The organism is Rhizobium ecuadorense (assembly GCF_001187535.1).
Classification (GTDB): Bacteria; Pseudomonadota; Alphaproteobacteria; order Rhizobiales; family Rhizobiaceae; genus Rhizobium; species Rhizobium ecuadorense.
Genome location: NZ_LFIO01001065.1, coordinates 292,294 through 316,686 on the forward strand (window position 1 = coordinate 292,294; position 24,393 = coordinate 316,686).

At 61.5% G+C, this 24,393-nt stretch carries 24 protein-coding genes, 1 pseudogene and 1 riboswitch; of the genes and pseudogenes, 16 read left to right on the top strand and 9 right to left on the bottom strand.

The window, feature by feature from the left end:
• Window position 1 precedes the first annotated feature (1 nt).
• The 7 genes from AF337_RS20240 (at window position 2) to AF337_RS20270 (ending at window position 5,759) form a co-directional block, all read left to right on the top strand.
• The gene (locus AF337_RS20240) at window positions 2-391 is read left to right on the top strand and encodes an AGROH133_08824 family phage infection protein (RefSeq protein ID WP_049733471.1); all 390 of its coding nucleotides are present in this window, start codon (window positions 2-4) and stop codon (window positions 389-391) included.
• A 253-nt stretch (window positions 392-644) separates the two neighbouring features.
• Window positions 645-1,211 carry a F0F1 ATP synthase subunit delta gene (locus AF337_RS20245; protein WP_003589849.1) on the top strand — a complete coding sequence of 189 codons (567 nt, stop codon included), beginning with the start codon at window positions 645-647 and terminating at the stop codon, window positions 1,209-1,211.
• On the top strand, window positions 1,211-2,740 hold the full coding sequence (atpA, locus tag AF337_RS20250) for a F0F1 ATP synthase subunit alpha (protein ID WP_049733472.1): 1,530 nt from the start codon (window positions 1,211-1,213) through the stop codon (window positions 2,738-2,740). The genes AF337_RS20245 and atpA overlap by 1 nt, the downstream gene beginning before the upstream one ends.
• 28 nt (window positions 2,741-2,768) lie before the next feature.
• On the top strand, window positions 2,769-3,653 hold the full coding sequence (locus AF337_RS20255) for a F0F1 ATP synthase subunit gamma (protein WP_049733473.1): 885 nt from the start codon (window positions 2,769-2,771) through the stop codon (window positions 3,651-3,653).
• Window positions 3,654-3,676: 23 nt separating this feature from the next.
• Complete coding sequence (atpD, locus tag AF337_RS20260) at window positions 3,677-5,113, top strand: F0F1 ATP synthase subunit beta (RefSeq protein WP_049733474.1); 1,437 nt, start codon at window positions 3,677-3,679, stop codon at window positions 5,111-5,113.
• Window positions 5,113-5,352 (top strand): hypothetical protein, encoded by a 240-nt coding sequence (locus AF337_RS20265; RefSeq protein ID WP_049733475.1) that lies wholly within the window; start codon window positions 5,113-5,115, stop codon window positions 5,350-5,352. Before atpD ends, AF337_RS20265 begins: the two co-directional genes overlap by 1 nt.
• Entirely contained in the window at window positions 5,352-5,759 is a 408-nt protein-coding gene (locus AF337_RS20270) for a F0F1 ATP synthase subunit epsilon (RefSeq protein ID WP_049733476.1), read from the top strand. Before AF337_RS20265 ends, AF337_RS20270 begins: the two co-directional genes overlap by 1 nt.
• A gap of 148 nt (window positions 5,760-5,907) precedes the next feature.
• Here the strand turns inward: AF337_RS20270 and AF337_RS20275 are convergent, their stop codons facing one another.
• The 6 genes and pseudogenes from AF337_RS20275 to AF337_RS46075 all read right to left on the bottom strand — a co-directional run.
• Entirely contained in the window at window positions 5,908-6,645 is a 738-nt protein-coding gene (locus AF337_RS20275) for a sugar transferase (RefSeq protein ID WP_049733477.1), read from the bottom strand.
• Between the two features lie 167 nt (window positions 6,646-6,812).
• On the bottom strand, window positions 6,813-8,033 hold the full coding sequence (locus AF337_RS20280) for an acyltransferase family protein (protein ID WP_049733478.1): 1,221 nt from the start codon (window positions 8,031-8,033) through the stop codon (window positions 6,813-6,815).
• A gap of 66 nt (window positions 8,034-8,099) precedes the next feature.
• Window positions 8,100-9,110, bottom strand: coding sequence for an ABC transporter substrate-binding protein (locus AF337_RS20285; RefSeq protein WP_049733479.1), 1,011 nt, complete (start codon window positions 9,108-9,110; stop codon window positions 8,100-8,102).
• 64 nt (window positions 9,111-9,174) lie between these two features.
• The gene (locus tag AF337_RS20290) at window positions 9,175-9,987 is read right to left on the bottom strand and encodes an ABC transporter ATP-binding protein (RefSeq protein WP_049733480.1); all 813 of its coding nucleotides are present in this window, start codon (window positions 9,985-9,987) and stop codon (window positions 9,175-9,177) included.
• Entirely contained in the window at window positions 9,984-10,790 is an 807-nt protein-coding gene (locus AF337_RS20295; protein ID WP_049733481.1) for an ABC transporter permease, read from the bottom strand. Before AF337_RS20295 ends, AF337_RS20290 begins: the two co-directional genes overlap by 4 nt.
• An 11-nt stretch (window positions 10,791-10,801) precedes the next feature.
• Window positions 10,802-10,918 (bottom strand): annotated as a pseudogene (locus tag AF337_RS46075) (YkoF family thiamine/hydroxymethylpyrimidine-binding protein); the annotation flags it as partial.
• A riboswitch (TPP riboswitch) is annotated at window positions 10,909-11,022 on the bottom strand. Its footprint overlaps the pseudogene before it by 10 nt.
• 275 nt (window positions 11,023-11,297) lie before the next feature.
• Between AF337_RS46075 and soxR the strand changes: the two are divergent.
• From soxR to AF337_RS20340, 9 genes are all read left to right on the top strand, one after another.
• The gene (gene soxR / locus AF337_RS20300) at window positions 11,298-11,762 is read left to right on the top strand and encodes a redox-sensitive transcriptional activator SoxR (RefSeq protein ID WP_049733482.1); all 465 of its coding nucleotides are present in this window, start codon (window positions 11,298-11,300) and stop codon (window positions 11,760-11,762) included.
• 144 nt (window positions 11,763-11,906) lie between these two features.
• Complete coding sequence (locus AF337_RS20305; RefSeq protein ID WP_049733483.1) at window positions 11,907-12,677, top strand: SDR family NAD(P)-dependent oxidoreductase; 771 nt, start codon at window positions 11,907-11,909, stop codon at window positions 12,675-12,677.
• A 103-nt stretch (window positions 12,678-12,780) separates the two neighbouring features.
• The gene (locus AF337_RS20310) at window positions 12,781-13,110 is read left to right on the top strand and encodes an ArsR/SmtB family transcription factor (RefSeq protein ID WP_049733484.1); all 330 of its coding nucleotides are present in this window, start codon (window positions 12,781-12,783) and stop codon (window positions 13,108-13,110) included.
• A 183-nt stretch (window positions 13,111-13,293) separates the two neighbouring features.
• Window positions 13,294-14,187, top strand: coding sequence for a LysR family transcriptional regulator (locus AF337_RS20315; protein ID WP_049733485.1), 894 nt, complete (start codon window positions 13,294-13,296; stop codon window positions 14,185-14,187).
• A 135-nt stretch (window positions 14,188-14,322) separates the two neighbouring features.
• On the top strand, window positions 14,323-14,802 hold the full coding sequence (locus tag AF337_RS20320) for a formate dehydrogenase subunit gamma (RefSeq protein WP_049733486.1): 480 nt from the start codon (window positions 14,323-14,325) through the stop codon (window positions 14,800-14,802).
• Window positions 14,799-16,355, top strand: a complete 1,557-nt coding sequence (locus AF337_RS20325; protein WP_049733487.1) for a formate dehydrogenase beta subunit — start codon at window positions 14,799-14,801, stop codon at window positions 16,353-16,355. Before AF337_RS20320 ends, AF337_RS20325 begins: the two co-directional genes overlap by 4 nt.
• Window positions 16,356-16,418: 63 nt before the next feature.
• Window positions 16,419-19,298: a formate dehydrogenase subunit alpha gene (gene fdhF / locus AF337_RS20330; RefSeq protein WP_049733488.1), complete on the top strand. Its 2,880-nt coding sequence runs from the start codon at window positions 16,419-16,421 to the stop codon at window positions 19,296-19,298.
• Between the two features lie 64 nt (window positions 19,299-19,362).
• Window positions 19,363-20,190: a formate dehydrogenase accessory sulfurtransferase FdhD gene (gene fdhD, locus AF337_RS20335; RefSeq protein ID WP_049733489.1), complete on the top strand. Its 828-nt coding sequence runs from the start codon at window positions 19,363-19,365 to the stop codon at window positions 20,188-20,190.
• Window positions 20,180-20,425, top strand: coding sequence for a formate dehydrogenase subunit delta (locus AF337_RS20340; RefSeq protein ID WP_049733490.1), 246 nt, complete (start codon window positions 20,180-20,182; stop codon window positions 20,423-20,425). The genes fdhD and AF337_RS20340 overlap by 11 nt, the downstream gene beginning before the upstream one ends.
• Before the next feature lie 21 nt (window positions 20,426-20,446).
• Here the strand turns inward: AF337_RS20340 and AF337_RS20345 are convergent, their stop codons facing one another.
• From AF337_RS20345 to rocD, 3 genes are all read right to left on the bottom strand, one after another.
• Window positions 20,447-22,219 carry a methyl-accepting chemotaxis protein gene (locus tag AF337_RS20345; RefSeq protein ID WP_049733491.1) on the bottom strand — a complete coding sequence of 591 codons (1,773 nt, stop codon included), beginning with the start codon at window positions 22,217-22,219 and terminating at the stop codon, window positions 20,447-20,449.
• Window positions 22,220-22,505: 286 nt separating this feature from the next.
• Window positions 22,506-22,982 (bottom strand): chemotaxis protein CheW, encoded by a 477-nt coding sequence (locus AF337_RS20350; protein WP_003567163.1) that lies wholly within the window; start codon window positions 22,980-22,982, stop codon window positions 22,506-22,508.
• 196 nt (window positions 22,983-23,178) lie between these two features.
• Window positions 23,179-24,378: an ornithine--oxo-acid transaminase gene (gene rocD, locus AF337_RS20355; protein ID WP_049733492.1), complete on the bottom strand. Its 1,200-nt coding sequence runs from the start codon at window positions 24,376-24,378 to the stop codon at window positions 23,179-23,181.
• Window positions 24,379-24,393: the final 15 nt, after the last annotated feature.

Below are 24,393 nucleotides of genomic sequence, written 5' to 3' on the forward strand. Positions count from 1 at the left end.
CATGGAGTTTGAATTTCCGACGGAATTTGGTGAGCAGCTTGCCTTCGGCGCAGCCGCCTTCACAGCCTTTGCCGGCTTCGTCATCATGTTTGCGCCCGGTCTTGCGATGAGGGTCTTCGGCCTGGCGCCGCGCGGCGAGCGGCGTGAAGGTTTCAGCGAGGTCCGATCGATGGGCGGTTTCTATCTCGGTCTTGGCCTCGGTGCTGTCATGCTGGCTCAGACGTTAATTTATACCGTCTTCGGCGCAGCGTTTGCCATGGCGGCGTTTGCCCGCATCGTCTCCATTCTGTCAGATAAGGGGAGTACGTACCTCAACTATTTACTTCTGGTTGTGCAGGCGATTATCGCGGCATTGCCGCTGCTGTATGTTTTCGGCTTCTTCCAGACATAATTTCGCCGCCGGCGGCGGCTTGCGCGGCTCGCTTTCAGGCCATTGCGCAATTTTGCGGACAGAAATGCATTTGAAAGGCGTATTCGGGCATTACGCGTGTTGCGAGTCCGAACATCCTATGTTAGACGGACCCCGAATTTCGGAAGAAGCAAGAGGCTTCTCTTGTGATTTCTGGGGGAAATCAAAACGAATTCAAGATCATAGGTTCGGCGCCCGCCGAGAGCCGGATTTTGGATTGAAATCAGGGAAATTTGTGCCAGTGGCAGACACGTCCCAGCTTACATCTGGTGTTGCCGAGCGCTATGCCTCGTCGCTTTTCGATCTGGCGCTCGAGCAGGGTGCCGTCGACAGCGTAACCGCCGATCTTGACCGTTTCCAGGCGATGCTGGATGAGAGCGCCGATCTGAAGCGCTTCGTCGCAAGCCCGGTTTTCTCTGCCGAGGACCAGCTGAAGGCGATCGTCGCCATCAGCGAGAAGGCCGGAATCAGCGGCTTCTTCGCCAATTTCCTGAAGGTCGTGGCGCGCAACCGCCGCCTGTTTGCCCTGCCGGGCATGATCAAGGCCTTCCGCATCATCGCCGCGAACCATCGCGGTGAAATCTCCGCCGAGGTCACCTCGGCGCATGCGCTTTCGCAAGCGCAGGAAACCGAATTGAAGGTGGCACTCAAGAGCGTTACCGGCAAAGACGTGACGATTGCCGTCACGGTTGATCCGTCAATTCTTGGTGGTCTGATCGTCAAGGTCGGGTCCCGCCAGATTGATACGTCTCTTCGTACCAAACTCTCCACTCTTAAGCTCGCATTGAAAGAGGTTGGCTGATGGATATCCGCGCCGCGGAAATTTCCGCAATTCTCAAAGACCAGATCAAAAATTTCGGCAAAGAGGCAGAAGTCTCGGAAGTCGGCCAGGTTCTCTCCGTCGGTGACGGTATCGCCCGCGTCTATGGTCTGGACAATGTCCAGGCCGGCGAAATGGTCGAGTTCCCGGGCGGCATCCGCGGCATGGCTTTGAATCTCGAATCCGACAATGTCGGCGTCGTCATCTTCGGCTCCGACCGCGACATCAAGGAAGGCGACACCGTCAAGCGGACCGGCGCCATCGTCGACGTTCCTGTCGGTCCGGAACTGCTTGGCCGCGTCGTCGACGCGCTCGGCAACCCGATCGATGGCAAGGGCCCGATCAACGCGACGCGCCGCTCGCGTGTCGACGTCAAAGCTCCCGGCATCATTCCGCGCAAGTCGGTTCATGAGCCGATGTCGACCGGCCTCAAGGCCATCGATGCGCTGATCCCGGTCGGCCGCGGCCAGCGCGAGCTGGTTATCGGCGACCGCCAGACCGGCAAGACCGCCATTCTTCTCGACGCCTTCCTCAACCAGAAGGCCATTCACGAGAACGGTCCTGAGGGCGAGAAGCTTTACTGCGTCTACGTCGCCATCGGCCAGAAGCGCTCGACCGTTGCCCAGTTCGTCAAGGTGCTCGAAGAGCGCGGCGCACTGAAGTATTCGATCATCGTCGCGGCAACCGCTTCCGATCCGGCGCCGATGCAGTATCTGGCTCCGTTTGCCGGCTGCGCCATGGGCGAATATTTCCGCGACAACGGCATGCATGCGCTGATCGGTTACGACGACCTGTCGAAGCAGGCCGTTTCCTACCGCCAGATGTCGCTGCTGCTGCGCCGCCCGCCGGGCCGCGAAGCCTATCCGGGCGACGTTTTCTACCTGCATTCGCGTCTGCTCGAGCGCGCTGCGAAGATGAACGACGACCAGGGCGCCGGTTCGCTGACCGCTCTGCCGGTCATCGAAACCCAGGGCAACGACGTGTCGGCTTTCATTCCGACCAACGTGATCTCGATCACCGATGGCCAGATCTTCCTTGAAACCGACCTGTTCTACCAGGGTATCCGCCCGGCCGTGAACGTCGGTCTGTCGGTCTCCCGCGTCGGCTCGTCGGCGCAGATCAAGGCGATGAAGCAGGTTGCCGGCTCGATCAAGGGCGAACTCGCCCAGTATCGCGAAATGGCCGCCTTCGCCCAGTTCGGTTCGGACCTCGACGCTGCGACGCAGCGCCTGCTGAACCGCGGTGCACGCCTGACCGAACTCCTGAAGCAGCCGCAGTTCTCGCCGCTGAAGACGGAAGAACAGGTCGCGGTGATTTTTGCCGGCGTCAACGGCTATCTCGACAAGCTGCCGGTCGCTTCGGTCGGCAAGTTCGAGCAGGGCTTCCTCTCGTATCTGCGTTCGGAAGGCTCCGCCATCCTCGACGCGATCCGCACGGAAAAGGCAATCAGCGACGATACCAAGGGCAAGCTCACCGCTGCTCTCGATACCTTCGCAAAGTCTTTCGCGTAATCAGGCCCTAAGTTAGGACGGATCACGGATGCCTTCACTTAAGGATCTGAAAAACCGGATCGCCTCCGTCAAGGCGACGCAGAAGATCACCAAGGCGATGAAAATGGTCGCCGCGGCGAAGCTTCGGCGTGCGCAGGAGGCGGCCGAGGCCGCCCGGCCTTATTCGCAGCGCATGGGTGCGGTTCTGGCGAACATCGCCAAGGCTGTCACCGATGCCGACGGCGCGCCGACATTGATGACCGGCACCGGCAAGGACCAGGTTCATCTGCTGGTGGTCTGCACGGCCGAACGCGGTCTTTGCGGCGGCTTCAATTCACAGATCGCCCGCTTTGCGCGCGACCATGTGCGCAGGCTGCTTGCCGAGGGCAAGACGGTGAAGATCTTCACCGTCGGCAAGAAGGGCTACGATATCCTTCGCCGCGAATATGCTTCGTTGATCATCGAGCGTAAGGAATTGCGCGACGTCAAGAAGATCGGCTTCGAGAATGCGGACCAGATCGGCAAGCGCATCATCGAGATGTACGGGGCTGGCGAATTCGACGTTTGCACGCTGTTCTATTCCGAGTTCAAGTCGGTGATCAGTCAGATCCCGACGGCGCAACAGCTCATCCCGGCTTCGACAGGCGCAGTGCAGGCCGAAGATGCGGCACATGCTGGCGCAGTCTACGAATATGAGCCGGATCCGGCGTCGATCCTCGAAGACTTGATCCCGCGCAACATCTCCGTCCAGATCTTCCGCGCGCTCCTTGAGAATGTCGCCGGCGAAATGGGCGCGAAGATGAGCGCCATGGACAATGCGACGCGTAATGCCGGTGAGATGATCAACAAACTGACGCTGAGCTACAACCGCCAGCGCCAGGCGCAGATCACCAAGGAACTCATTGAAATCATTTCGGGCGCGGAAGCGCTCTGAGGCTAGGAAAAGAGGGTCAGAAAATGGCTGAGGCAGCTACCCCCAAGATCGGCTCTGTCGGCAGGGTCACACAGGTTATCGGCGCCGTCGTCGACGTTGCTTTCGAAGGCGAACTGCCGAAGATCCTGAACGCGCTGGAAACCACCAACAACGGCGTCCGTCTGGTTCTCGAAGTTGCGCAGCACCTTGGCGAGAACGAAGTTCGTACGATCGCGATGGACTCCAGCGAAGGTCTCGTGCGCGGCCAGGAAGTCAGCGATACCGGTGCTCCGATCATGGTTCCGGTCGGCAACGAGACGCTCGGCCGTATCATGAACGTCATCGGCGAGCCGGTCGACGAAGCAGGCCCGCTGGTCACCACCCATAAGCGCGCCATCCACCAGGATGCGCCCTCCTATGTCGAGCAGTCGACGGAAGCGCAGATCCTCGTCACCGGCATCAAGGTCGTCGACCTTCTGGCGCCCTATGCACGCGGCGGCAAGATCGGCCTGTTCGGCGGCGCCGGCGTCGGCAAGACCGTTCTGATCATGGAACTGATCAACAACGTCGCCAAGGCGCATGGTGGTTACTCGGTTTTCGCGGGCGTCGGTGAACGCACTCGCGAAGGCAACGACCTCTACCATGAAATGATCGAATCGAACGTCAACAAGCATGGCGGCGGCGAAGGCTCGAAGGCGGCACTTGTTTACGGCCAGATGAACGAACCGCCGGGTGCCCGCGCCCGCGTCGCGCTGACCGGCCTGACGGTCGCCGAACATTTCCGCGACCAGGGCCAGGACGTCCTGTTCTTCGTCGACAACATCTTCCGCTTCACCCAGGCAGGTTCCGAAGTGTCGGCTCTGCTCGGCCGTATCCCGTCGGCCGTCGGCTATCAGCCGACGCTTGCCACCGACATGGGCCAGATGCAGGAGCGCATCACCACGACGACGACCGGCTCGATCACCTCGGTCCAGGCCATTTACGTTCCTGCCGACGACTTGACCGACCCGGCGCCGGCAACCTCGTTCGCGCATCTTGACGCGACGACGGTTCTGTCGCGCTCGATCGCCGAAAAGGGCATCTACCCGGCCGTCGATCCGCTCGACTCGACCTCGCGCATGCTCGACCCGATGGTCGTCGGCGAAGAGCATTACGAAGTCGCCCGTAAGGTCCAGTCGACGCTGCAGCGCTACAAGGCCCTGCAGGACATCATCGCCATCCTGGGCATGGACGAACTGTCCGAAGAGGACAAGATTGCCGTTGCCCGCGCCCGCAAGATCGAGCGTTTCCTGTCGCAGCCGTTCTTCGTCGCCGAAGTCTTCACCGGCTCGCCTGGCAAGCTGGTTGCGCTCGAAGACACGATCAAGGGCTTCAAGGGCCTCGTCAACGGCGAATACGATCACCTGCCGGAGGCGGCCTTCTACATGGTCGGCTCGATGGAAGAAGCGATCGAAAAGGCCAAGAAGCTCGCAGCTGCTTGATGAGCGACGCGCTAGACGAGCTATTCTGCTGCGATCCCCTCAAAGGGGTCGTGGCGGATCTTCCGGAACCAGCCGCGCCGACCATCTATCGCGCCGATAACGGCGTGCTGATGATGGTGGTCGGTTTGGTCCAGAGCGAGGAAGGCCTCGGTTATCTCGACCAAGCGATAATGCACTGCCCGTTCTGCGGGACCCAATTGCAAGATGCGAAAGCCATAGCCGAGAAGGTAAGTCACTGATGGCTGACAATTTCAACTTTGAGCTCGTTTCGCCGGAGCGTCTGCTGCTGTCGGAAATGGTGACCGAGGTCGTCATTCCCGCGACGGAAGGCGAAATGACCGTCATGGCGCACCATGCGCCGACGATGACGACGGTCAAGCCGGGTCTCGTGAGCGTGCGTTCGGCCTCCGGCAAGAAGCAGGACTATGTCGTTTTCGGCGGTTTCGCCGATATCCTGCCGACTGGCTGCACATTGCTTGCCGAATCGGCCGTACCGGTCGAGGAACTCCACAAGGACGAGCTGACCCGCCGCATCGAGGCCGCCCGCAAGGAACTCGAACATGCCGAGCTGCACGAGCACAAGTCGAAGCTCGAGCACTTCATCATGGAACTGACGCATCTGAGCGGCATCGTCCAGCAGGATTGATCGCAATCGATTTTGCAACGATGAAAGGCGGCTTAACAGCCGCCTTTTTTGTGGTCGCTCATCTCTCGGGATGCGGCAGGCGCCTCCATCGGAGGCTTCAAACGAAGACGCGGCCCCTATGGCCGCTTTGCCGACATGTCGGATCGTCTCAGAAGCCGGTGCCGCCACGCAGCTCGATGACGAGCGTCTTCAATAAGATCTTCAAGTCGAGCAACAGGCTGAAATTCCGGACATAATAAATATCGCAGGCGATGCGGGCGCGGGCCTGCAGCGGCCGCGCCGTCGGGCCGCGCCAGCCGCGTGTCTGGGCAAGGCCGGTGATGCCGGGGCGCATGACGTGACGCTGGTGGTAGTCCGGCACCAGTTCCTCGTAGAGCCTGCCGGCTGCGCGCATATTGATCGCATGGCAGCGCGGACCGACCAGCGACATCTCGCCGATAAGGACGTTGAAAAGCTGCGGCAGCTCGTCGATATTGGTCCTTCGCAGCACCGCCCCGATGGATGTCATCCGGCTGTCGCCCTTGACGGTCTGCCGAATGCCGCTCGGATCACAATCTTCGGCGCGCATCGAGCGGAACTTGAAAACCACGATCTTCCGGCCGTTCAGTCCCCAGCGGATCTGGCGGAAAAATACCGGACCGCCATCGTCGAGTTTGATGAAGAGAGCGATCGCCAGAAAAAATGGCGCCAGCACGATGAGGGCGCTGACGGAGGCGACGATGTCGAACAGCCGCTTTACGCCCAGTCGCACAGCCATCTTTCTTTCGACAGGCGAAAAGCTGTTCGGCTGGCGAATGTTGGAGTTCGCGACAACCAGGGTCCTGGTCTTGTCCTGACGCTGAGACGGATCGAAGCGTGAATTCGTCTTCGAAGTAAAAGCATTCATTACGCAAGGTCCACAAGTTTAGCTGCGATACTGAACTACAGGGAGACAGATACATCCTCATGTATCGTTTGTCATCGGTATAATTAAGAATCATGTAACCCTAAAGAAGCCAAAAATGGGAGTATCTCGCGGTTAACCTTAACGCATTAGTTGAAATGGTGGGAAATTTATACTTTGAAAGGAGTAGCCCGATTGGGTTGGGGGGATGTCAGGCGGTTGCCGAGGTCGATCGCCGGTCTCTCCAGCAGGTGGTAGCTGAAGCTGGCGACGAGAAGGACAAGCGTTGCTGCCAGTCCGCAGGACTGCAGCCAGCCGGTGATGACATTGTCCGTGGAAACGCCGAACGAACCGGGGTCAAGCCGCTGGATCGATATCAGGATGATCTCCTGCCAGATATAGATGCCGAAGGAGATCTTGGCGATGTAGCGGACGGGTGCATTGTCGAGCAGCCTGCCCAGGTGCTGCGAATGGCAGAGCGCAACGAGCGCCGTTGCGATCGCCAGCGGAAAGACCGGGAAGCCATAGGGGATTTCGAGCCAGCCGTAGGCTTCAGGGGTGCCGCCGGGCGATATGACGAGGCGGTAGCCGGCAACGGCGAGGGCCAGCAGCGCTGCGGCATCGAACCAGAAGGACTGCCGTCTACTAAGCATGACCTCGACGCCGGCGGCGAACGCGCCGAGGGCGAAGACGGCGAAAAAACCGATCGGATTATATCGCGGCATCCACTCTTTCGCCCCGCCCTGGAGGCCGTATTGCCAGCCGCGTCCGATGTCGTCGAGCGGAAAGACGATGAGGATCAGCACATGGGCGAGGAGGACACCGGCGATGACGCAAAGCCAGGCAAAGCGGGCAAGCGGCGGGCGCTGCCGGAGCAGGGGTAAACGAAACAGCAGGAAAAAGCAGATCGGCAGCAGCACATAGCTGGTGACCTCGAAGGGAATCGACCAAAGCGGGCCGTCGGCTTCGACGGGAAACAATGTGCGCCAATGCCATTGGCTCATGAACAGCAGCCCGGAGACGTAGCGAAGTGTCAGCTCAGGCGTCAGCGGCAGGGCCAGCAGCGTCAGGCTGAGCGCGAAGCTGACGGTTGCGGCCACCCAGAAGCCCGGCGCGACGCGCGCCGCCCTGCGGATCGTGTAATGGCGCAGGCTCGGCATGTCGCGGCCGTCGTCGAGCGCGCGCCAGAAGGGATGGGCGAGAAGAAAGCCGCTGAGCACGAAGAAGATGGCAACGCCGAAATTGCCGAAGCGGAGGATCTGCGCAGCCGTTCCCAGTTCGTCGGGAATTCTGCGCATGTCCAGCCGGAGCGCGAGGTGGTGGGCGAGCACCAGCAGACAAGCCGTCGCGCGCAGAAAGTCCGCTCCGGCCAGTCTCTCCTGTTGTCGCATCCTGTCCCTCGCCCTACCCGGTGACTTTGCCGCGGAATGCGGCGGCGGGCAAGGCCAGGGCTTGGCTCAGGCCAAGAGATCGTTGGTATAATAGGTGGAAAAGTCCGGCTTCTCCTTGAGTGCGGCGCCATTCGCATCGACCAGAATGCCGTTCTCGAGCAGGAAGCCGCCGATGGCGTCGGCCTTTGCCGGGTCGAGCGTGCCGATCACGCCGGCCTCGGATTTCAGGAAGTGTCCTTCGATCAGCGCCTTCTGCGACGCTTTCACCAATTCGGTGTTCATCAGCGCGCCGTTGCTCTCGGATATCAGCAGCGCGCAGGCTTCGTCGGAATGATCGACGGAATAGGCATAACCCTTTCGCGTCGCCTGAATGAAAGCGCGGGCATTGTCCCGATTGGCCGAGAGATAGGCGTCGCTGGAGACGATGACCGTCGTCTGCTCGTCGGGAATGCCATAGTCGGAATAGTGGAAGCGGGCGATCTTCCGGTTTTCCAGTTCGGCGGCAACGCCTTCCCAGGTATAGATCTCCAGCGTGAAATCGATCGAGCCATTGTCCAGCGCCTCGTAGGCCGAGGTGCCGAGCGTGACGGTGTTGACCTCGCCTTTGCCGCCATCGTTGCGGATCATCGCGGAGACCAGTGCGCTCTCCCAGGTGCCGCCGAAGCCGCCATAGGTCTTGCCGTCGAGATCCTTGGGGCTCTTGATGTCGTCGCGTCCGCCCTTGAAGATCAGCCGGGCTGTTTCGGTCTGGACGACGCCGTAGACCATTTTCACGTCGCCGCCGGCGGCGCGCTGCGTGATGGCCTCGATCTCGCTGCTGATGCCGAAGTCGGCGACGCCGTTCGACACCAGCGTGCCGGCGCTGGTGTCGGTAAAGGGAAGAATTTCGACATCGAGGCCGGCGGCGGCATAGAAGCCCTTCGCCTTGGCGACATAGATGCCGATATGGTTGGTGTTGGGCGTCCAGTCGAGCGCGATGCGCGCCTTTGCGGGCGCTGACTGGGCGAAGGCGGGGCGGCCGGCAAGGCTTGCCGCGAGGGCGGCGAAGATCGTCTGGCGACGGGTGAGAAGCAGCATGGTGACCTCCTCAGGTCTCTGGAGCATGATGCCGAAAAGTGTGAGCAGTTTTCGGCATCATGCTCTAACTCTTTATATTGGCACAGGATTCAGATTTTAGACCGGCCGGCCCAAAATCATCCTGTTCTAGCGAATGAAGCAGGGTTTGCAGGATTTCGGTTTCGATCGCCTGGGCCGCCGGCGAGCCGAGATCGGCAATGCTTCTCGGACGGGGCAGGGGAACGTGGAATTCGCGGATGATACGCGCCGGGCGGGCCGAAAGCACGTAGATACGGTCGGAGAGGAACACGGCCTCGCGGACGTCATGGGTGATCAGCAGCGCCGTCCAGCGGTGTTCGGTCCACATGCCCTGCAGCCATTCCTGGATCTGCGTGCGCGTCAGCGCGTCGAGCGCGCCGAACGGCTCGTCGAGCAGCAGCATGTCCTGGGTCTGGACGACGGTGCGCAACAGGGCGGCGCGCTGGCGCATGCCGCCGGATAATTCGGAGGGATAATGGTGTTCGAAACCGGCAAGGCCGAAGCGTTCGAATAGCGGCGCGACAGTGGCGCGCGCTGCCCGGCGGCTCATGCCCCGCACCTCGAGGCCAAGGGCGGCATTGTCGATGATCCGGCGCCAGGGCATCAGCGCATCGCGCTGCGGCATGAAGGCGAAGGAGTGCGGCGCCTCTTCCAGTGGCGCGCCGTTGAAAAGCACGGTGCCGGAATCGGGCCGAAGCGCCTGCGTCAGCAATCGGAGCACTGTCGATTTTCCGGAGCCGGACGGGCCGACGATCGAAACGAACTCGCCGCTTGCGACGCTGAGCGAAATATCGCCCAGCACCTTCATGCCGTCGAAGGATTTGGCGATATTCCGCAGCTCAACCATTGTATCGCTCATCGGCGCCGCTCCCCGGATGGTTGCCAGGGCATGACAAGGCGCTGGATCAAGAGCGTCAGGCCGAAGAGGCAGAGGGTGAGCACGGCGCTGACAACGACGGCGGCGAGCACCAGATCGGGACGGAAATTATTCTTGGCGTTGAGGATATAGATGCCGAGGCCGCGGGCGGCGCCGGCATATTCGGCAAAGATCGCGCCGACGACGGCATAGGTGATCGAGATCCGCAGGCCGGCGAAGAAATAGGGCAGCGCGGAGGGAAGCCGTGCCAGGCGGAAGATGCGCCAGCGGCTCGCTTTCATCGAGTTCAAAAGTTCGGCGATGTCGCGGTCGGTCGATTCATAGCCCTGCAGCAGGGCGACAAGCAGCGGGAAGAAGGTGACGAGCGCCACCAGCAGGATCTTCGGCAAGAGGCCGAAGCCAAACCAGAGGACGACAAGCGGCGCGATCGCCACCAGTGGCAGGGTCTGGCTGGCGATGAAGATCGGCAGCAATGCCCGGCGCATGAAAGGCATGAAATCCATGAGGATCGAAGCGGCGAAGGCGAAGGCAAGCGACAGCGCGAAACCGCCAAGCGTCGCGCCGAGCGTCGGCCAGGTGTTTGATATCAGCGCTTCGCGGTTCAGCCAGCCCTGGATGAGAATGCGCGAAGGCGCCGGCAGGATGGAAGGCTTGATGCCGGAAAGATCGACATAGACCTCCCATGCCGCCAGAAAGGCGAAGCCCGCGAGCAAGGCGGGCATTGCCCGGTAGAGAGCGGCGCGGAGCGCTGCAAGGCGCGAATGCGAAGGTCGTGGCAGTGTCATCAGCGTTTGATTTCGGTCTCGATGGGCAGCCGGTCGCTATCGGGATCGAGCGCCTTGACGGCATCGAGAATGATGCCGACGAGGTTGCCTGATATCGGATAGACTGACACTTCTGCGCTTGAGAACATCTGAACCTCGCTCCGCTGGCATTACCCAGATCAGCTTTGAAGGGTCCAGAGGCTTGCGCCTCACATCTCAGCCCCGGCGATACGGAGCTCCCCTGTATTTCGGCGGAAACTACCACCCGGGTTTTCTTCCCGCAACCGCAAAATTGCGAACCGGTCCGTCCAGTCGGAATGGATCTGATCTCAGGGAAACACCCGAGCGGAAGTCCCGCTCGGGTGTTCCTCGGTGGGCCCGTACCTGCCGGGAACGGGACCGCAGCTTGCTGCCTCAGGCGGCGATGTCGGCGTGCGCAAGGCGTCCGCGCTGGCGGGCGCCCGATCGGGCTTTACGATTGCAGGAGCAAGGGTTATAAAACCTCAACTAATATTGAGGTCAAGAGGCATGGATCGGATTCCGGCAGCGCAGCCCGGCAAACTGCTGACGGTCGGTGAGGTGGCCGAGCGCAGCGGTCTTGCCGTTTCGGCGCTGCATTTCTACGAGACAAAGGGTTTGATCTCGAGCATCCGCTCCCGCGGCAACCAGCGGCGCTACGGGCGCGACGTACTTCGCCGCCTCGGCATCATTAAGGTGGCGCAGCGTGTCGGCATTCCGCTTGTGGAAATCCAGGCGGCGTTCCACTCGCTGCCGCAGGGGCGCACGCCGACGGCCGCGGACTGGCAGACGTTGTCGGCACGATGGAAGGACGATCTCGACGCGCGAATCGGCCAGCTCAGCCTGTTGCGCGACCGCCTGGCCGGCTGCATCGGCTGCGGCTGTCTGTCGATCGAAAGCTGTCCGCTGCGCAATCCCTGCGACCGGCTCGGCAAGGAAGGGCCGGGTGCGCGGCTGCTGCAGACCGAAAACTAGCCTTCGGGAGAGCCAAGTCTCCCCGGGAGAGCCGAGTCTCTCCGGGAGAGCCAAGTCTCTCCCGGAAAGATCGATGTCTGCCTTTCTTTCGGTCGCGGTGCTCATATGTTAAGGGCGAGTGACGCAACCGAGGAGGACGGCTTCGTGTTTCATCCAAGACTGTTTGAAAATCGCAATGTCGTCGTCACCGGCGCCGGCCGCGGCATCGGCCTGGAAGTCGCTCGGCAGTTTCTGGATTGCGGCGCGAAGGTCATCGTTCACACCGGGCGCAAGCCGGGGCGAGACCTGCCGGATTTCCTGCTGACGGCTGAATCGGAAAGACGGGCGCTGCTGCTGCATGCCGATTTCTCCGCCGCCGGCGGGGCGGCGCAATTTGCCGAAGATGTTCTCGCATTCTTCGACAAGGTGCATGTGCTCGTCAACAATGCCGGCACCATGCTCGGCCGTTTTCCGGCTGCGACGCTGACCGACGCGGAATATGAGGCGGTCATCCGGCTCAACCAGACATCGGTGGTGGCGCTGACGCGCGCCTTGCTGCCGGCATTGAAGGCGGCCGAGGGTGCTGCCGTCGTCAACACAGTTTCGATCTCGGCGCTGACCGGCGGCAGCCCCGGCTCCTCGATCTATTCGGCCTCGAAAGCCTTCGTTGCGACCTATTCGAAGGCGCTTGCCCGCGAGCTTGCCCCGGACGGCATCCGCGTCAACTGCGTCTCGCCGGGAACGATCGAGACGGATTTCCACGAGCGCTATTCCTCCAGGGAAAAACTGGAGCAGACCCGGAAATCCATCCCGTTGCAGCGGCTCGGCACGGCGGAGGATTGCGCTCCCGCCTATCTGTTCCTGGCAGCTCCCTTGCTGTCGGGATACATCACCGGCCAGGTGATCGAGATCAATGGCGGACAGCTTATCTGCTGATTTACTTGGACCTTTTTTGGCATTTCATCACTATTGACCAATTCGCTTGTGCGAATATGCTATTGTGCTGATCTACCACACCGCCTCCCTTCCGAGATATCGAATGCCGTTGCCTAAACCGGAGCCGGGGATGACCGGCCAGGACTTGCACATACTCGCTGGAAAAGCCCATGAAGCGAGCGATCTGCTGAAAGCTTTGGCGCATCACACTCGACTTCTGATCCTCTGCATACTGGCAAAACAGGAGCGGACGGTCGGGGAAATCGAAAATATTCTCGGCATACAGCAGGCGATGGTCTCGCAGCAGCTTGCGCGTTTGCGGCTCGAAGGCCTGGTCAATACGCGCCGTCAGGGCAGGCTGGTTTATTACAGTATCGGCAATGTCAGCGTGCTTGCCTTCCTCGAATCGCTGTTTGAGCTTTTCCCATTGTAGAAAACTGTTAAAGCGCGTCGCAAAGAACTTGCTTCATGCGACGCGCTTTAGTTTTTTGTGTTATGCATGTCGTCGTCCCAAAACCGCTGCACACTTTTGGGCGACATGCATTAGCACCGCCCTTGCGGAGCGTCGCTGCTATGTCGAAGATGAGGCCGGACGCGGAATGTCGCGGGAGACCGGATGATCGACAAGCTGGAATTCTTCATCGCCCTTGCCAATGAAAAACATTTCGGCCGCGCCGCCGAAGAATGCGGGATTTCACAGCCGACGTTGTCGGCCGCGATCCGGCAGCTCGAGGATCAGCTCGGCGTCATGCTGGTGCAGCGCGGCTCGCGGTTTCAGGGCTTGACGCCGGAAGGGCAGCGCGTGCTCGAATGGGCTCGCCGCATCGTCGGCGACGCCCGCACCATGCGCGAGGAGATGCGCGCCGCGCGCCGCGGTCTTTCCGGCCATATCCGTCTCGCCGCCATTCCGACGGCGCTCGCCATGCTGTCGCGCATCACCACGCCCTTTCAGGAGCGGCATCCCGGCGTCACCTTCTCGATCGTCTCACGCAATTCGCTGCAGGTGCTGAGCATGCTCGAAAACCTCGAAATCGATGCCGGCATCACCTATCTCGAAAATGAACCGCTCGGCCGTGTCACCAGCGTTCCGCTCTATGCCGAGCGTTACCATCTGATCACGGCTGCAGGCAGCCCGCTGTCCGATCGCGACAATGTGACCTGGAAGGAGGTCGGCGATCTTCGGCTTTGTCTATTGACCGCCGACATGCAGAACCGCCGAATCATCAATCGGCACCTGACGGAAGCAGGCGCGAGTGTGCATCCGACGCTCGAATCCAATTCGATGATCGTGCTGTTTTCGCATGTTCGAACCGGACGCTGGGCGAGCATCATGCCGCGCAATGTCGCCAAATCTTTTGGTTTTCCAGTGGAAATCCGGATGATTCCGATCGTCGAACCGGAAGCGCATCATCTGGTCGGGCTCGTAGCGCCTTATCGTGAACCCTTCACGCCGCTCGTCTCGGCCTTGCTGCACGAAGCGCGGGTGCTCGTGAGGGACGAGGAACTCTGATAGGAAAAATCTATCGATCCACAGGATAGCTTTATTGATCACGCTCGGCTTCCCTGAGATGCTGGTTATGGAATGGTGATTGGCTGGGGGAGTCTGCCATTCCTGTAACGAGCAAGCGGCTGGGAGGGCTGCCTTATGACCATTCATATCGCCGAAGGCGATATCACAGCGCGCACCCGTGCCATCGTCGCCGAGCTTCGCTTCCTTGAAGGGCCGCTGCTTCCCATTCTGCACGAGGTTCAGGAAGAATTCGGCTATGTGCCGCAGGAGGCCGTGCCTGTGATAGCGGAGGAACTGAACCTTTCCCGCGCCGAGGTGCATGGCGTGGTGACCTTCTATCATGATTACCGCGACCATCCGGCCGGCCGGCATGTGCTGAAGCTCTGTCGGGCCGAGGCCTGTCAGTCGATGGGCGGCGATGCGGTGGCCGAACGTGTGAAGACGCTGCTCGGCATCGATTTTCACCAGACGACGCTCGACGGCAGTGTGACGCTGGAACCGGTCTACTGCCTCGGGCTCTGCGCCTGCGCCCCGTCGGCGATGCTCGACGGCGAGGTCTACGGCCGGATCGACGATCAGACGGCGGCCGAACTCGTTGCGGAGGCACGCCGATGACAGTCAGGATTTATGTTCCGCGCGATGCCGCTGCGCTGGCGCTCGGGGCCGAAAAGGTGGCAAAGGCGATTGCCCAGGAGATCGCCGCCCGCGGCCTTGATGCCGAGATCGTGCGCAACGGCTCGCGCGGAATGTTCTGGCTGGAGCCGCTGGTCGAGGTCGAGCTTGCCGGCAAGCGCATCGGCTACGGACCGGTGAAGGCAAAGGATGTGTCCGTTCTGTTCGATGCCGGGATCATCGATGGCGGCGATCACCCGCTCTGTCTCGGGGAGGTTGAAGACCTCCCGTTCCTGAAGGAACAGACCCGCCTGACCTTCGCCCGCTGCGGCGTCACCGATCCGCTGTCGCTGGCCGATTACGAAGCGCATGGCGGCCTTGCCGGCCTTCGCCGCGCCGTTTCGATGGCGCCTGCCGAAATCGTCAAGGAAGTCACCGATTCCGGCCTTCGCGGCCGTGGCGGCGCGGGTTTCCCCACAGGCATCAAGTGGAAGACGGTTCTCGATGCCGCCGGCGACCGCAAATATATCGTCTGCAACGCCGACGAGGGCGACAGCGGCACCTTTGCCGACCGGATGATCATGGAGGGTGATCCCTTCGTGCTGATCGAGGGCATGGCGATATCAGGACTTGCTACCGGCGCCACGAAGGGCTTCGTCTACACGCGTTCGGAATATCCGCACGCCATCGCTGCGATGACCGAGGCTGTCGCCATCGCGCGCCAAGCCGGGATACTCGGCCCTTCGGTGCTCGGCTCCGGCCGCGCCTTCGATATCGAGGTGCGCACCGGCGCCGGCGCCTATGTCTGCGGCGAGGAGACGGCGCTGCTGAACAGCCTCGAAGGCAAGCGCGGCGTCGTGCGCGCCAAGCCGCCGTTGCCGGCGCATAAGGGGCTGTTTGACTGTCCGACCGTCATCAACAATGTGATCTCGCTCGCCTCAGTGCCTGTCATCATGGAGAAGGGTGCGGCCTTCTATCGCGATTTCGGTATGGGCCGCTCGCGCGGCACCATCCCGCTACAGATCGCCGGCAATATCAGATATGGCGGTCTTTACGAAACGGCCTTCGGTCTTGCGCTCGGCGATATCGTCGACAGGATCGGCGGCGGTACGGCGACAGGACGGCCGGTCAAGGCCGTGCAGGTCGGTGGGCCGCTCGGGGCCTATTTCCCGCGGGCACTGTTCGACACGCCGTTCGATTACGAAGCCTTCGCTGCCAGGGACGGGCTGATCGGCCATGCCGGCATCGTCGTCTTCGACGACACCGCCGACATGCTGAAGCAGGCGCGTTTCGCCATGGAATTCTGCGCCGTCGAAAGCTGCGGCAAGTGCACGCCCTGCCGCATCGGCTCGACGCGCGGCGTCGAGACGGCCGACAAGATCGCCCATGGCATCGAGCCGGAGAAGAACCGGGCGCTGCTCACCGATCTCTGCAATACGATGAAATTCGGCTCGCTCTGCGCGCTCGGCGGTTTCACGCCCTATCCGGTCATGAGCGCCATGACGCATTTCCCGGAGGATTTTTCGCCGGCGCCGATGGTGGAGGCTGCGGAATGATGGCCTTCTACCCGTCAGCTCCCTCCGAATTGCTCATTTTCACTTCCAGACAGGAGGCCGACCATGTCTCTCATCCATGAAATCGACTACGGCACTCCTGCTTCGACATCCGAGGTGATGGTGACACTCACCATCGATGGGCAGCAGATCAGCGTGCCGGAGGGCACCTCGATCATGCGCGCTTCGATGGAGGCCGGCATCACGGTGCCGAAGCTCTGCGCCACCGACATGATCGACGCCTTCGGTTCCTGCCGGCTCTGTCTCGTCGAGATTGAGGGCCGGGCGGGCATGCCTGCCTCCTGCACGACGCCGGTGGCGGCCAACATGGTGGTGCACACGCAGACGGGACGGCTGAAGGATGTTCGCCGCGGCGTGATGGAGCTTTATATTTCCGACCACCCGCTCGACTGTCTGACCTGCGCTGCCAACGGCGATTGCGAATTGCAGGACATGGCGGGCGCCGTCGGCCTGCGTGACGTGCGCTACGGCTATGACGGCGACAACCACATCAGGGCGCGCAACAATGGCGAGATCAATCTGAAATGGACGCCGAAGGACGAATCCAATCCCTACTTCACCTTTGATCCCTCCAAGTGCATCGTCTGTTCGCGCTGCGTGCGCGCCTGCGAAGAGGTGCAAGGCACTTTCGCGCTGACGATCGAGGGGCGCGGTTTCGGCTCCAAGGTTTCCTCGGGTGCGCATGAAGCTTTCATCGATTCCGAATGTGTCTCTTGCGGCGCCTGCGTCCAGGCCTGCCCGACGGCGACGCTGACGGAGAAGTCGGTGATAGAGATCGGCCAGCCCGAGCATTCGGCCATCACCACCTGCGCCTATTGCGGTGTCGGCTGTTCCTTCAAGGCGGAGATGCGCGGCGAGGAGCTGGTGCGCATGGTGCCGTGGAAGGATGGCCAGGCCAATCGCGGCCATTCCTGCGTCAAGGGCCGCTTTGCTTACGGCTATTCCTCCCATAAGGACCGCATCCTCAACCCGATGATCCGCGAAAAGGTCAGCGATCCCTGGCGGGAGGTGAGCTGGGACGAGGCCTTCGCGCATGTGGCGTCGGAGTTCCGCCGCATTCAGTATCAGTATGGCCGCGAGTCGATCGGCGGCATCACCTCGTCGCGCTGCACCAATGAGGAAACCTATCTGGTGCAGAAGCTGGTCCGCGCCGGCTTCGGCAACAACAATGTCGATACCTGCGCCCGCGTCTGCCATTCGCCGACTGGCTACGGTCTCGGCCAGGCCTTCGGCACCTCGGCCGGCACGCAGAACTTCGACAGCGTCGAGTATTCCGATGTTGTCGTCATCATCGGTGCCAACCCGACGGACGGCCATCCGGTATTCGCCTCGCGGCTGAAGAAGCGGCTGCGCCAGGGCGCCAAGCTCATCGTCATCGATCCGCGCCGCACCGATATCGTCCGGTCGCCGCATATCGAGGCTTCTTACCATCTGCCGCTGAAGCCCGGCACCAATGTCGCTGTCATGACGGCGCTGGCGCATGTGATCGTCACCGAAGGGCTCTATGACGAGGCGTTTATCCGCGAGCGCTGCGACTGGTCGGAATTCGAGGACTGGGCTGGTTTCGTCGCCGAACCGGCGCACAGCCCCGAAGAGACCGAGATCTTCACCGGCGTACCGGCGGCGGATCTGCGCGGCGCGGCAAGGCTCTATGCCAAGGGCGGCAACGGCGCGATCTATTATGGTCTCGGCGTCACCGAACACAGCCAGGGCTCGACCACCGTCATCGCGATCGCCAATCTGGCGATGGCGACCGGCAATATCGGCCGCCCCGGCGTCGGCGTGAACCCGTTGCGCGGCCAGAACAATGTGCAGGGCTCCTGCGACATGGGCTCCTTCCCGCACGAACTGCCCGGCTACCGGCACATTTCCGACGATGCGACGCGCGATATCTTCGAAAAGCTCTGGGGCGTGAAGATCAACAACGAGCCGGGCCTGCGCATTCCGAACATGCTGGATGCGGCGGTCGACGGTTCCTTCAAGGGTCTCTACGTTCAGGGCGAGGACATTCTCCAGTCCGATCCCGATACGAAACATGTCGCGGCCGGACTGGCCGCGATGGAATGCGTCGTCGTGCAGGACCTGTTCCTCAACGAGACCGCCAATTACGCTCATGTCTTCCTGCCGGGCTCGACCTTCCTCGAGAAGGACGGCACCTTCACCAATGCCGAGCGCCGCATCAACCGCGTGCGCAAGGTGATGACGCCGCGCAACGGTTATGGCGACTGGGAAGTGACACAGAAGCTTGCCCGGGCGATGGGACTCGACTGGAACTACAATCATCCGTCGGAGATCATGGACGAGATCGCGGCGACCACGCCGAGTTTCGCGCTTGTAAGCTACGACTATCTCGAAAAGATGGGCTCGGTGCAGTGGCCCTGCAACGAGAAGAACCCGCTCGGCTCGCCGATCATGCATGTCAACGGATTCGTGCGCGGCAAGGGCAAGTTCATCCGCACCGAATATGTGGCGACCGACGAGCGCACCGGTCCGCGCTTCCCGCTGCTGCTCACCACCGGTCGCATCCTCAGCCAGTACAATGTCGGGGCGCAGACGCGGCGGACCGAGAATGTCGTCTGGCATGCGGAAGACCGGCTGGAAATCCATCCGCACGATGCCGAGCAGCGCGGCGTTCGCGACGGCGACTGGGTGAAGCTCGGCAGCCGCTCCGGCGACACGACGCTCCGGGCACTGATCACCGATCGTGTGGCGCCGGGTGTCGTCTATACGACCTTCCATCACCCCAATACGCAGGCGAACGTCATCACCACCGACTTTTCCGACTGGGCGACGAACTGCCCGGAATACAAGGTGACGGCGGTGCAGGTCTCGCCCTCCAACGGCCCGAGCGACTGGCAGATGGAATATGACGAGCAAGCGCGGCAATCGCGCCGGATCGCCGGAAAGCTCGAGGCAGCGGAGTGACGATGGGGGGACGGGCTGGCGTTGACGGTGAGGCGGAGGAGGGTGTTTTTCACCCTTTTGCCGCATGGTAGATTTCCCCACCACCGCCCGCGCCGCCGAAACCGCCCGCCGCAATGGCTTGATGCACAGCGGCTCTCGCATCGTGCCGGAAGAGGTGCCGGTCGCCTTTTCCTATGGCGGCAGCTCGCATGCGGTGATGATGGCGACGCCTGCCGATCTTGAGGATTTTGCCGTCGGCTTCAGCCTGACCGAAGGGATCATCGCGAAGCGGGTGGAGATATCCGGCATCGAGTTCGTCGCGGGTGAGCAGGGGATCGATGTGCAGGTGAGCCTGGTCGACGACGTCGCCGATCGGCTGCGGGCACGCCGCCGCAGCATGGCGGGGCCGGTCGGCTGCGGCCTCTGCGGCATCGAATCGATCGAGCAGGCGGTGCGGCCGGTGCCGCATGTCTCGGCATCGCCGCTGGCGTTGTCGCATGCCGATATCGTTCGCGCCGTTTCGCTTTTGAACGAGGCGCAGCTGCTGCATCGGGAGACGCGGGCGGTGCATGGCGCCGGCTTCTATCTTCCGGCTAAGGGATTGCTTGCGGTCCGCGAAGATGTCGGCCGGCACAATGCGCTGGACAAGCTTTGTGGCGCCGTCATCGGCCTTGGCGAAAGAGGCGGAGACGGCGCCGTCGTCGTCACCAGCCGGCTCTCGGTCGAGATGGTGCAGAAGGCGGCGATCCTTGGCAGTCCGGTGCTGATTGCCATTTCAGCGCCGACCGCTCTGGCCATCCGCACGGCCGAAGCGGCCGGCATGACGCTCGTTGCGCTGGTGCGCGGCGAGGATTTCGAGATTTTCACCCACCCGCACCGCATCTTGCCCGGAAGCATCGCCGATGTCGCATGATACCAAGACCAAGCTCGTTTATATGGCAAACCAGATCGCCACCTTCTTCAAGAGCCAGCCGGCAAGCGAGGCCGTCGAGGGGGTCGCCAATCATATCAACAAATTCTGGGAGCCGCGCATGCGGCGGCAATTGTTCGAAATCCTGCAAAACGAGGAGAATGGTCTGGATGCGCTGGTGCGTCAGGCTGCTCCCTTGATCCGAAAGCCCGAGCCGGAAGCAAACCAGGCCCGGTAGTGCGGCGGGGGAAGACTGACGTCAAAACTCTTCCCAGCTCTGTGCGGTTGCAGCAGTTGCGCCGTGCGCTTTTGCGACACGGGAAACGAGATGCAATGCTGGCGAGGCTATCTGTCTTGCCTCGGGCCTGCCGGCAATCTGCTGGGCCTGGGCGCGGGTCTGGCCGGGCAGGCGGAATCTTGCCAGCAGGACCCGCAGCATTTCGGCTTCCTTTGCCAGGCTATGGCTGGCGGCGGTGCTCTCCTCGACCATGGCGGCATTCTGCTGGGTTGCCTGGTCCAGCGTATTGACCGCCTGGTTGATTTCCTTGAGGCCGGTTGCCTGTTCCCGTGAAGCTTCGACGATAGCAACGACGTTGCCGTTGATATCGCCGACCTGTGTGACGATCTCCTCGAGCGCCTTACCGGTCTGACCGACGAGGCCGACACCGTTCTTGACGAGGTCGCTCGAGCTGTTGATCAGCGCCTTGATCTCCTTCGCCGCCTTGGCGGAGCGCTGGGCGAGTTCGCGGACTTCCTGGGCGACGACCGCAAAGCCCTTGCCGGCTTCGCCGGCGCGGGCGGCTTCGACGCCGGCATTCAAGGCCAAAAGATTGGTCTGGAAGGCGATATCGTCGATGACGCCGATGATGTTGGTGATTTCGCGCGAGGATTGTTCGATCTGGTCCATGGCGGCGACGGCGTTGCGGACCACGACGCCCGATTGTTCGGCGCCCTGCTTCGTTACGGCGACAAGGCGGCCCGCCTCATCGGCGCGGCGGCTGGAATCGTTGACGGTGGTGGTGATTTCCTCCAGCGCGGCTGCCGTCTCCTCGATCGATGCGGCCTGCTGTTCCGTCCGCTTGGAGAAGGAATCCGCCGATGCGCCGATTTCGCTCGACCCGGCGGCGATCGCAACGGCATTCTCGCCGATCGTCTTCATCGTCTCGGCAAGACCTCTGACCGCGGTATTGAAATCATGGCGCAACTGCTCCATCGAGGGGACGAAGGGCGTGTCCACCGTCCTTGTCAGATCCCCTTCGGAAAGCTGACGCAACGCGCCGCCGAGCAGGGAAATCGCGCTCATCCGCTGGGTGACGTCGGTTGCGAATTTCACGACCTTGTAGACCTTGCCGTCGGCATCGACGATCGGGTTGTAAGCCGCCTGGATCCAGATTTCGCGGCCGCCCTTGCCGAAACGCACGAATTCGTTGGCGATGAATTCGCCATTGGCAAGACGCTGCCAGAAGCTGCTGTATTCCTCAGTCCTGACATAGGCGGGATCACAGAAGATGCTGTGATGTTTGCCGGCGATTTCGGCCAGCGAATATCCCATGGCCTGAAAATTCTCGTTCGCCGTCAGGATGTCGCCGTTGGGCTTGAATTCGATTACCGCCTGCGAGCGCGAGATCGCTTCCAGTTTGCCGGAATCCTCGATTGCCTTCCTCTTCGTGGCGGTGACGTCGGTCGCGAACTTCACGACCTTGAATGGCTTTCCGCCTTTTGAAACCGGATTATAGGAAGCCCGGATCCATATCTCCCGGTTGCCCTTGCCAAGACGCTTGTAAGCGCCGGCATCATATTGCCCGCGTCCGAGCCGCGCCCAGAATTCGCGGTACTCCGCGGTTGCTGTATAGGCCGGCTCGCAGAACATGCTGTGGTGCTTGCCGACGATTTCGCTCAGGCTGTAACCCAGCGCTTTGCAGAAATTCTCGTTCGCCGTCAGGATATTTCCCTTGAGATCGAATTCGATGATCGCCTGCGATCTGGAGATGGCGTCAAGAATGTATTTCGAATCGGAAGATAGACCAAACATTCCTGTCCCTTTGAGATGCACAGCTTCCGCTGTTTCGGCTGGAGAAGCGAGGGGGCGGGTGAGGTATACCGGTGCCGGGAAGAACCGCTCGCCGGTTATCTCCCCTGTACCGGAGACTCATCATCCGTATGCTTCATCACCATGCTGAGGGAGCGTGGTTAATATTACGTATAAAAGCTGTTGCTAATAATAAAATGTGAAGTCGGCGACCGCGGCGATTTCCCTGGACGTGCAGCAAAAAACCGCCCGGGGGCGGTTTTCAATATCGGAATTGTCTTGATGGCGATCAGGCCGCCAGTTCATCCGTCTCGTTTTCCTTGAACATCTTGGCGAGGTTCAGGAAGCAGATCATGCCATTTTCCGAAGCGATGATGCCTTCGCAATAGGCGCGGTCGAAGGAGGCGGTCACCTCAGGCACGGGCTGGACCTGGCTGGAGGAGATGGTGAGAATATCCGAGACGCGGTCGACGAGCATGCCGATGACCATGCTGTGAACTTCGGCGACGACAATGGCGCTGCGTTCGTTGGCGACGGTGCTCTTCATGCCGAGCTTGTAGGCAAGATCGATAATCGGGATCACCGAGCCGCGCAGGTTCATGACGCCAATGACATCGGCCGGCGCATGCGGGATCGGCGTCGACGGCGCCCAGCCGCGAATTTCGCGGATGGTCGTGGTCTTGACGCAGAATTCCTGATCATGCAGGCGGAAGGCAATGATCTCGAGCGTATCGCCGCTGAAGCTAGTGGAATTGATCGTGGTCATAGAATTCTTCCCAACTGTCGTAAGCCAGGGCAGAAGCGGGCGCGCCACCATTGGCGCGGACGAGCTTTGCCTTCACACCACGCGATGGCTTTGCGCTCGGCCCAGCATCGTTACGGTTACGACGACATTAGCGAAAGAGTGTTGCCCAAATCTAAATCGGGAGCTGCTTTGCGAAGGTTTTCAGCCCCGATTGACTTCAGCCTATGGTCTTTTCGATCTGCGAGACCGCCCAATCGACCTGTTCCCTTGATATGACCAGTGGTGGGGCGAGGCGAATCGTATGGTCGTGCGTATCCTTGGCGAGCAGGCCGCGTTCCTTCAGTGCATGGCAATATTGCCGCGCGCCGCCGGCTTCGGGCTCCAGCTCGATCGCCATCATCAGGCCGCGGCCGCGCACGTCCCTGACGATGTTCGAGCGGATCGACCTGAGGCCTTCGAGGAAATAGTCGCCCATATCGGCGGCATTCTCGATCATGCCCTCGTCCGTCAGCACCTTCAGCGCGGTGCGCGCCACCGCGCAGGCAAGCGGGTTGCCGCCGAAGGTCGAGCCGTGCTGGCCGGGTTTCAGCACCCCCAGTACCTCGGAATTCGATAGCACGGCCGACACCGGGTAGAAGCCGCCGGACAGCGCCTTGCCGATCAGCGTTACATCGGCCTCGATGCCTTCATGTTCCTCCGCCAGCAGCTTGCCGGTGCGGCCGAGTCCGGTCTGGATCTCATCGAGGATGAGGGTGACGTTGTTATCAGTGCAAAGCTCGCGAATGCGCGTGAAATACCCGGCCGGCGGGATGATGACGCCGGCTTCCCCCTGAATCGGCTCGATCAGCGCTGCGACCGTGTTGCCGTTGATGGCGGCCTCGAAGGCCTCGGCATCGCCGAAGGGAATGGTGCGGAAGCCCGGCGTGTAAGGGCCGAAGCCGGTGCGGGCGTCGGGATCGGTGGAGAAGCTGATGATGCTCAGCGTCCGGCCATGGAAATTATCGGCGCAGACGATGATCTCCGCCTGGCCTTCCGGGACGCCCTTGACCTCGTATCCCCATTTGCGCACCGCCTTGATGGCGGTCTCCACGGCTTCGGCGCCTGAGTTCATCGGCAGGATCTTGTGCGAGCCGGTCAGCGCCGCCAGTTCCTCATAGAGATAGGCGAGCTGGTCGTTGCGGAAGGCGCGGGAGGTGAGCGTCAATCTCCCCGCCTGCTCGACCATGGCGGCGAGGATCTTCGGATGGCAATGGCCCTGGTTGACGGCGGAATAGGCCGAGAGGCAATCGAGATAACGATTGCCGTCGGTATCCCAGACATGAACACCTTCGCCGCGCGTCAGCACCACGTCGAGCGGCTTGTAGTTGTTGGCGCCGAGCCGCTGTTCGGTGGCGATCAGTTTTTCCGAGGTGTTCATGGTTCTTCCCTCCTT

Bases quoted from the DNA above. Each gene is read 5' to 3' on its own strand.
- AF337_RS20320 (WP_049733486.1), top strand. From the start codon at position 14,323: ATGACCATTCATATCGCCGAAGGCGATATCACAGCGCGCACCCGTGCC.
- AF337_RS20265 (WP_049733475.1), top strand. From the start codon at position 5,113: ATGAGCGACGCGCTAGACGAGCTATTCTGCTGCGATCCCCTCAAAGGG.
- AF337_RS20270 (WP_049733476.1), top strand. From the start codon at position 5,352: ATGGCTGACAATTTCAACTTTGAGCTCGTTTCGCCGGAGCGTCTGCTG.
- AF337_RS20240 (WP_049733471.1), top strand. From the start codon at position 2: ATGGAGTTTGAATTTCCGACGGAATTTGGTGAGCAGCTTGCCTTCGGC.
- atpD (WP_049733474.1), top strand. From the start codon at position 3,677: ATGGCTGAGGCAGCTACCCCCAAGATCGGCTCTGTCGGCAGGGTCACA.
- AF337_RS20315 (WP_049733485.1), top strand. From the start codon at position 13,294: ATGATCGACAAGCTGGAATTCTTCATCGCCCTTGCCAATGAAAAACAT.
- rocD (WP_049733492.1), bottom strand. From the start codon at position 24,378: ATGAACACCTCGGAAAAACTGATCGCCACCGAACAGCGGCTCGGCGCC.
- AF337_RS20295 (WP_049733481.1), bottom strand. From the start codon at position 10,790: ATGACACTGCCACGACCTTCGCATTCGCGCCTTGCAGCGCTCCGCGCC.
- AF337_RS20290 (WP_049733480.1), bottom strand. From the start codon at position 9,987: ATGAGCGATACAATGGTTGAGCTGCGGAATATCGCCAAATCCTTCGAC.
- AF337_RS20340 (WP_049733490.1), top strand. From the start codon at position 20,180: ATGTCGCATGATACCAAGACCAAGCTCGTTTATATGGCAAACCAGATC.
- AF337_RS20325 (WP_049733487.1), top strand. From the start codon at position 14,799: ATGACAGTCAGGATTTATGTTCCGCGCGATGCCGCTGCGCTGGCGCTC.
- fdhF (WP_049733488.1), top strand. From the start codon at position 16,419: ATGTCTCTCATCCATGAAATCGACTACGGCACTCCTGCTTCGACATCC.
- AF337_RS20310 (WP_049733484.1), top strand. From the start codon at position 12,781: ATGCCGTTGCCTAAACCGGAGCCGGGGATGACCGGCCAGGACTTGCAC.
- AF337_RS20285 (WP_049733479.1), bottom strand. From the start codon at position 9,110: ATGCTGCTTCTCACCCGTCGCCAGACGATCTTCGCCGCCCTCGCGGCA.
- AF337_RS20255 (WP_049733473.1), top strand. From the start codon at position 2,769: ATGCCTTCACTTAAGGATCTGAAAAACCGGATCGCCTCCGTCAAGGCG.
- AF337_RS20280 (WP_049733478.1), bottom strand. From the start codon at position 8,033: ATGCGACAACAGGAGAGACTGGCCGGAGCGGACTTTCTGCGCGCGACG.
- atpA (WP_049733472.1), top strand. From the start codon at position 1,211: ATGGATATCCGCGCCGCGGAAATTTCCGCAATTCTCAAAGACCAGATC.
- AF337_RS20275 (WP_049733477.1), bottom strand. From the start codon at position 6,645: ATGAATGCTTTTACTTCGAAGACGAATTCACGCTTCGATCCGTCTCAG.
- soxR (WP_049733482.1), top strand. From the start codon at position 11,298: ATGGATCGGATTCCGGCAGCGCAGCCCGGCAAACTGCTGACGGTCGGT.
- AF337_RS20345 (WP_049733491.1), bottom strand. From the start codon at position 22,219: ATGTTTGGTCTATCTTCCGATTCGAAATACATTCTTGACGCCATCTCC.
- AF337_RS20350 (WP_003567163.1), bottom strand. From the start codon at position 22,982: ATGACCACGATCAATTCCACTAGCTTCAGCGGCGATACGCTCGAGATC.
- fdhD (WP_049733489.1), top strand. From the start codon at position 19,363: ATGGTAGATTTCCCCACCACCGCCCGCGCCGCCGAAACCGCCCGCCGC.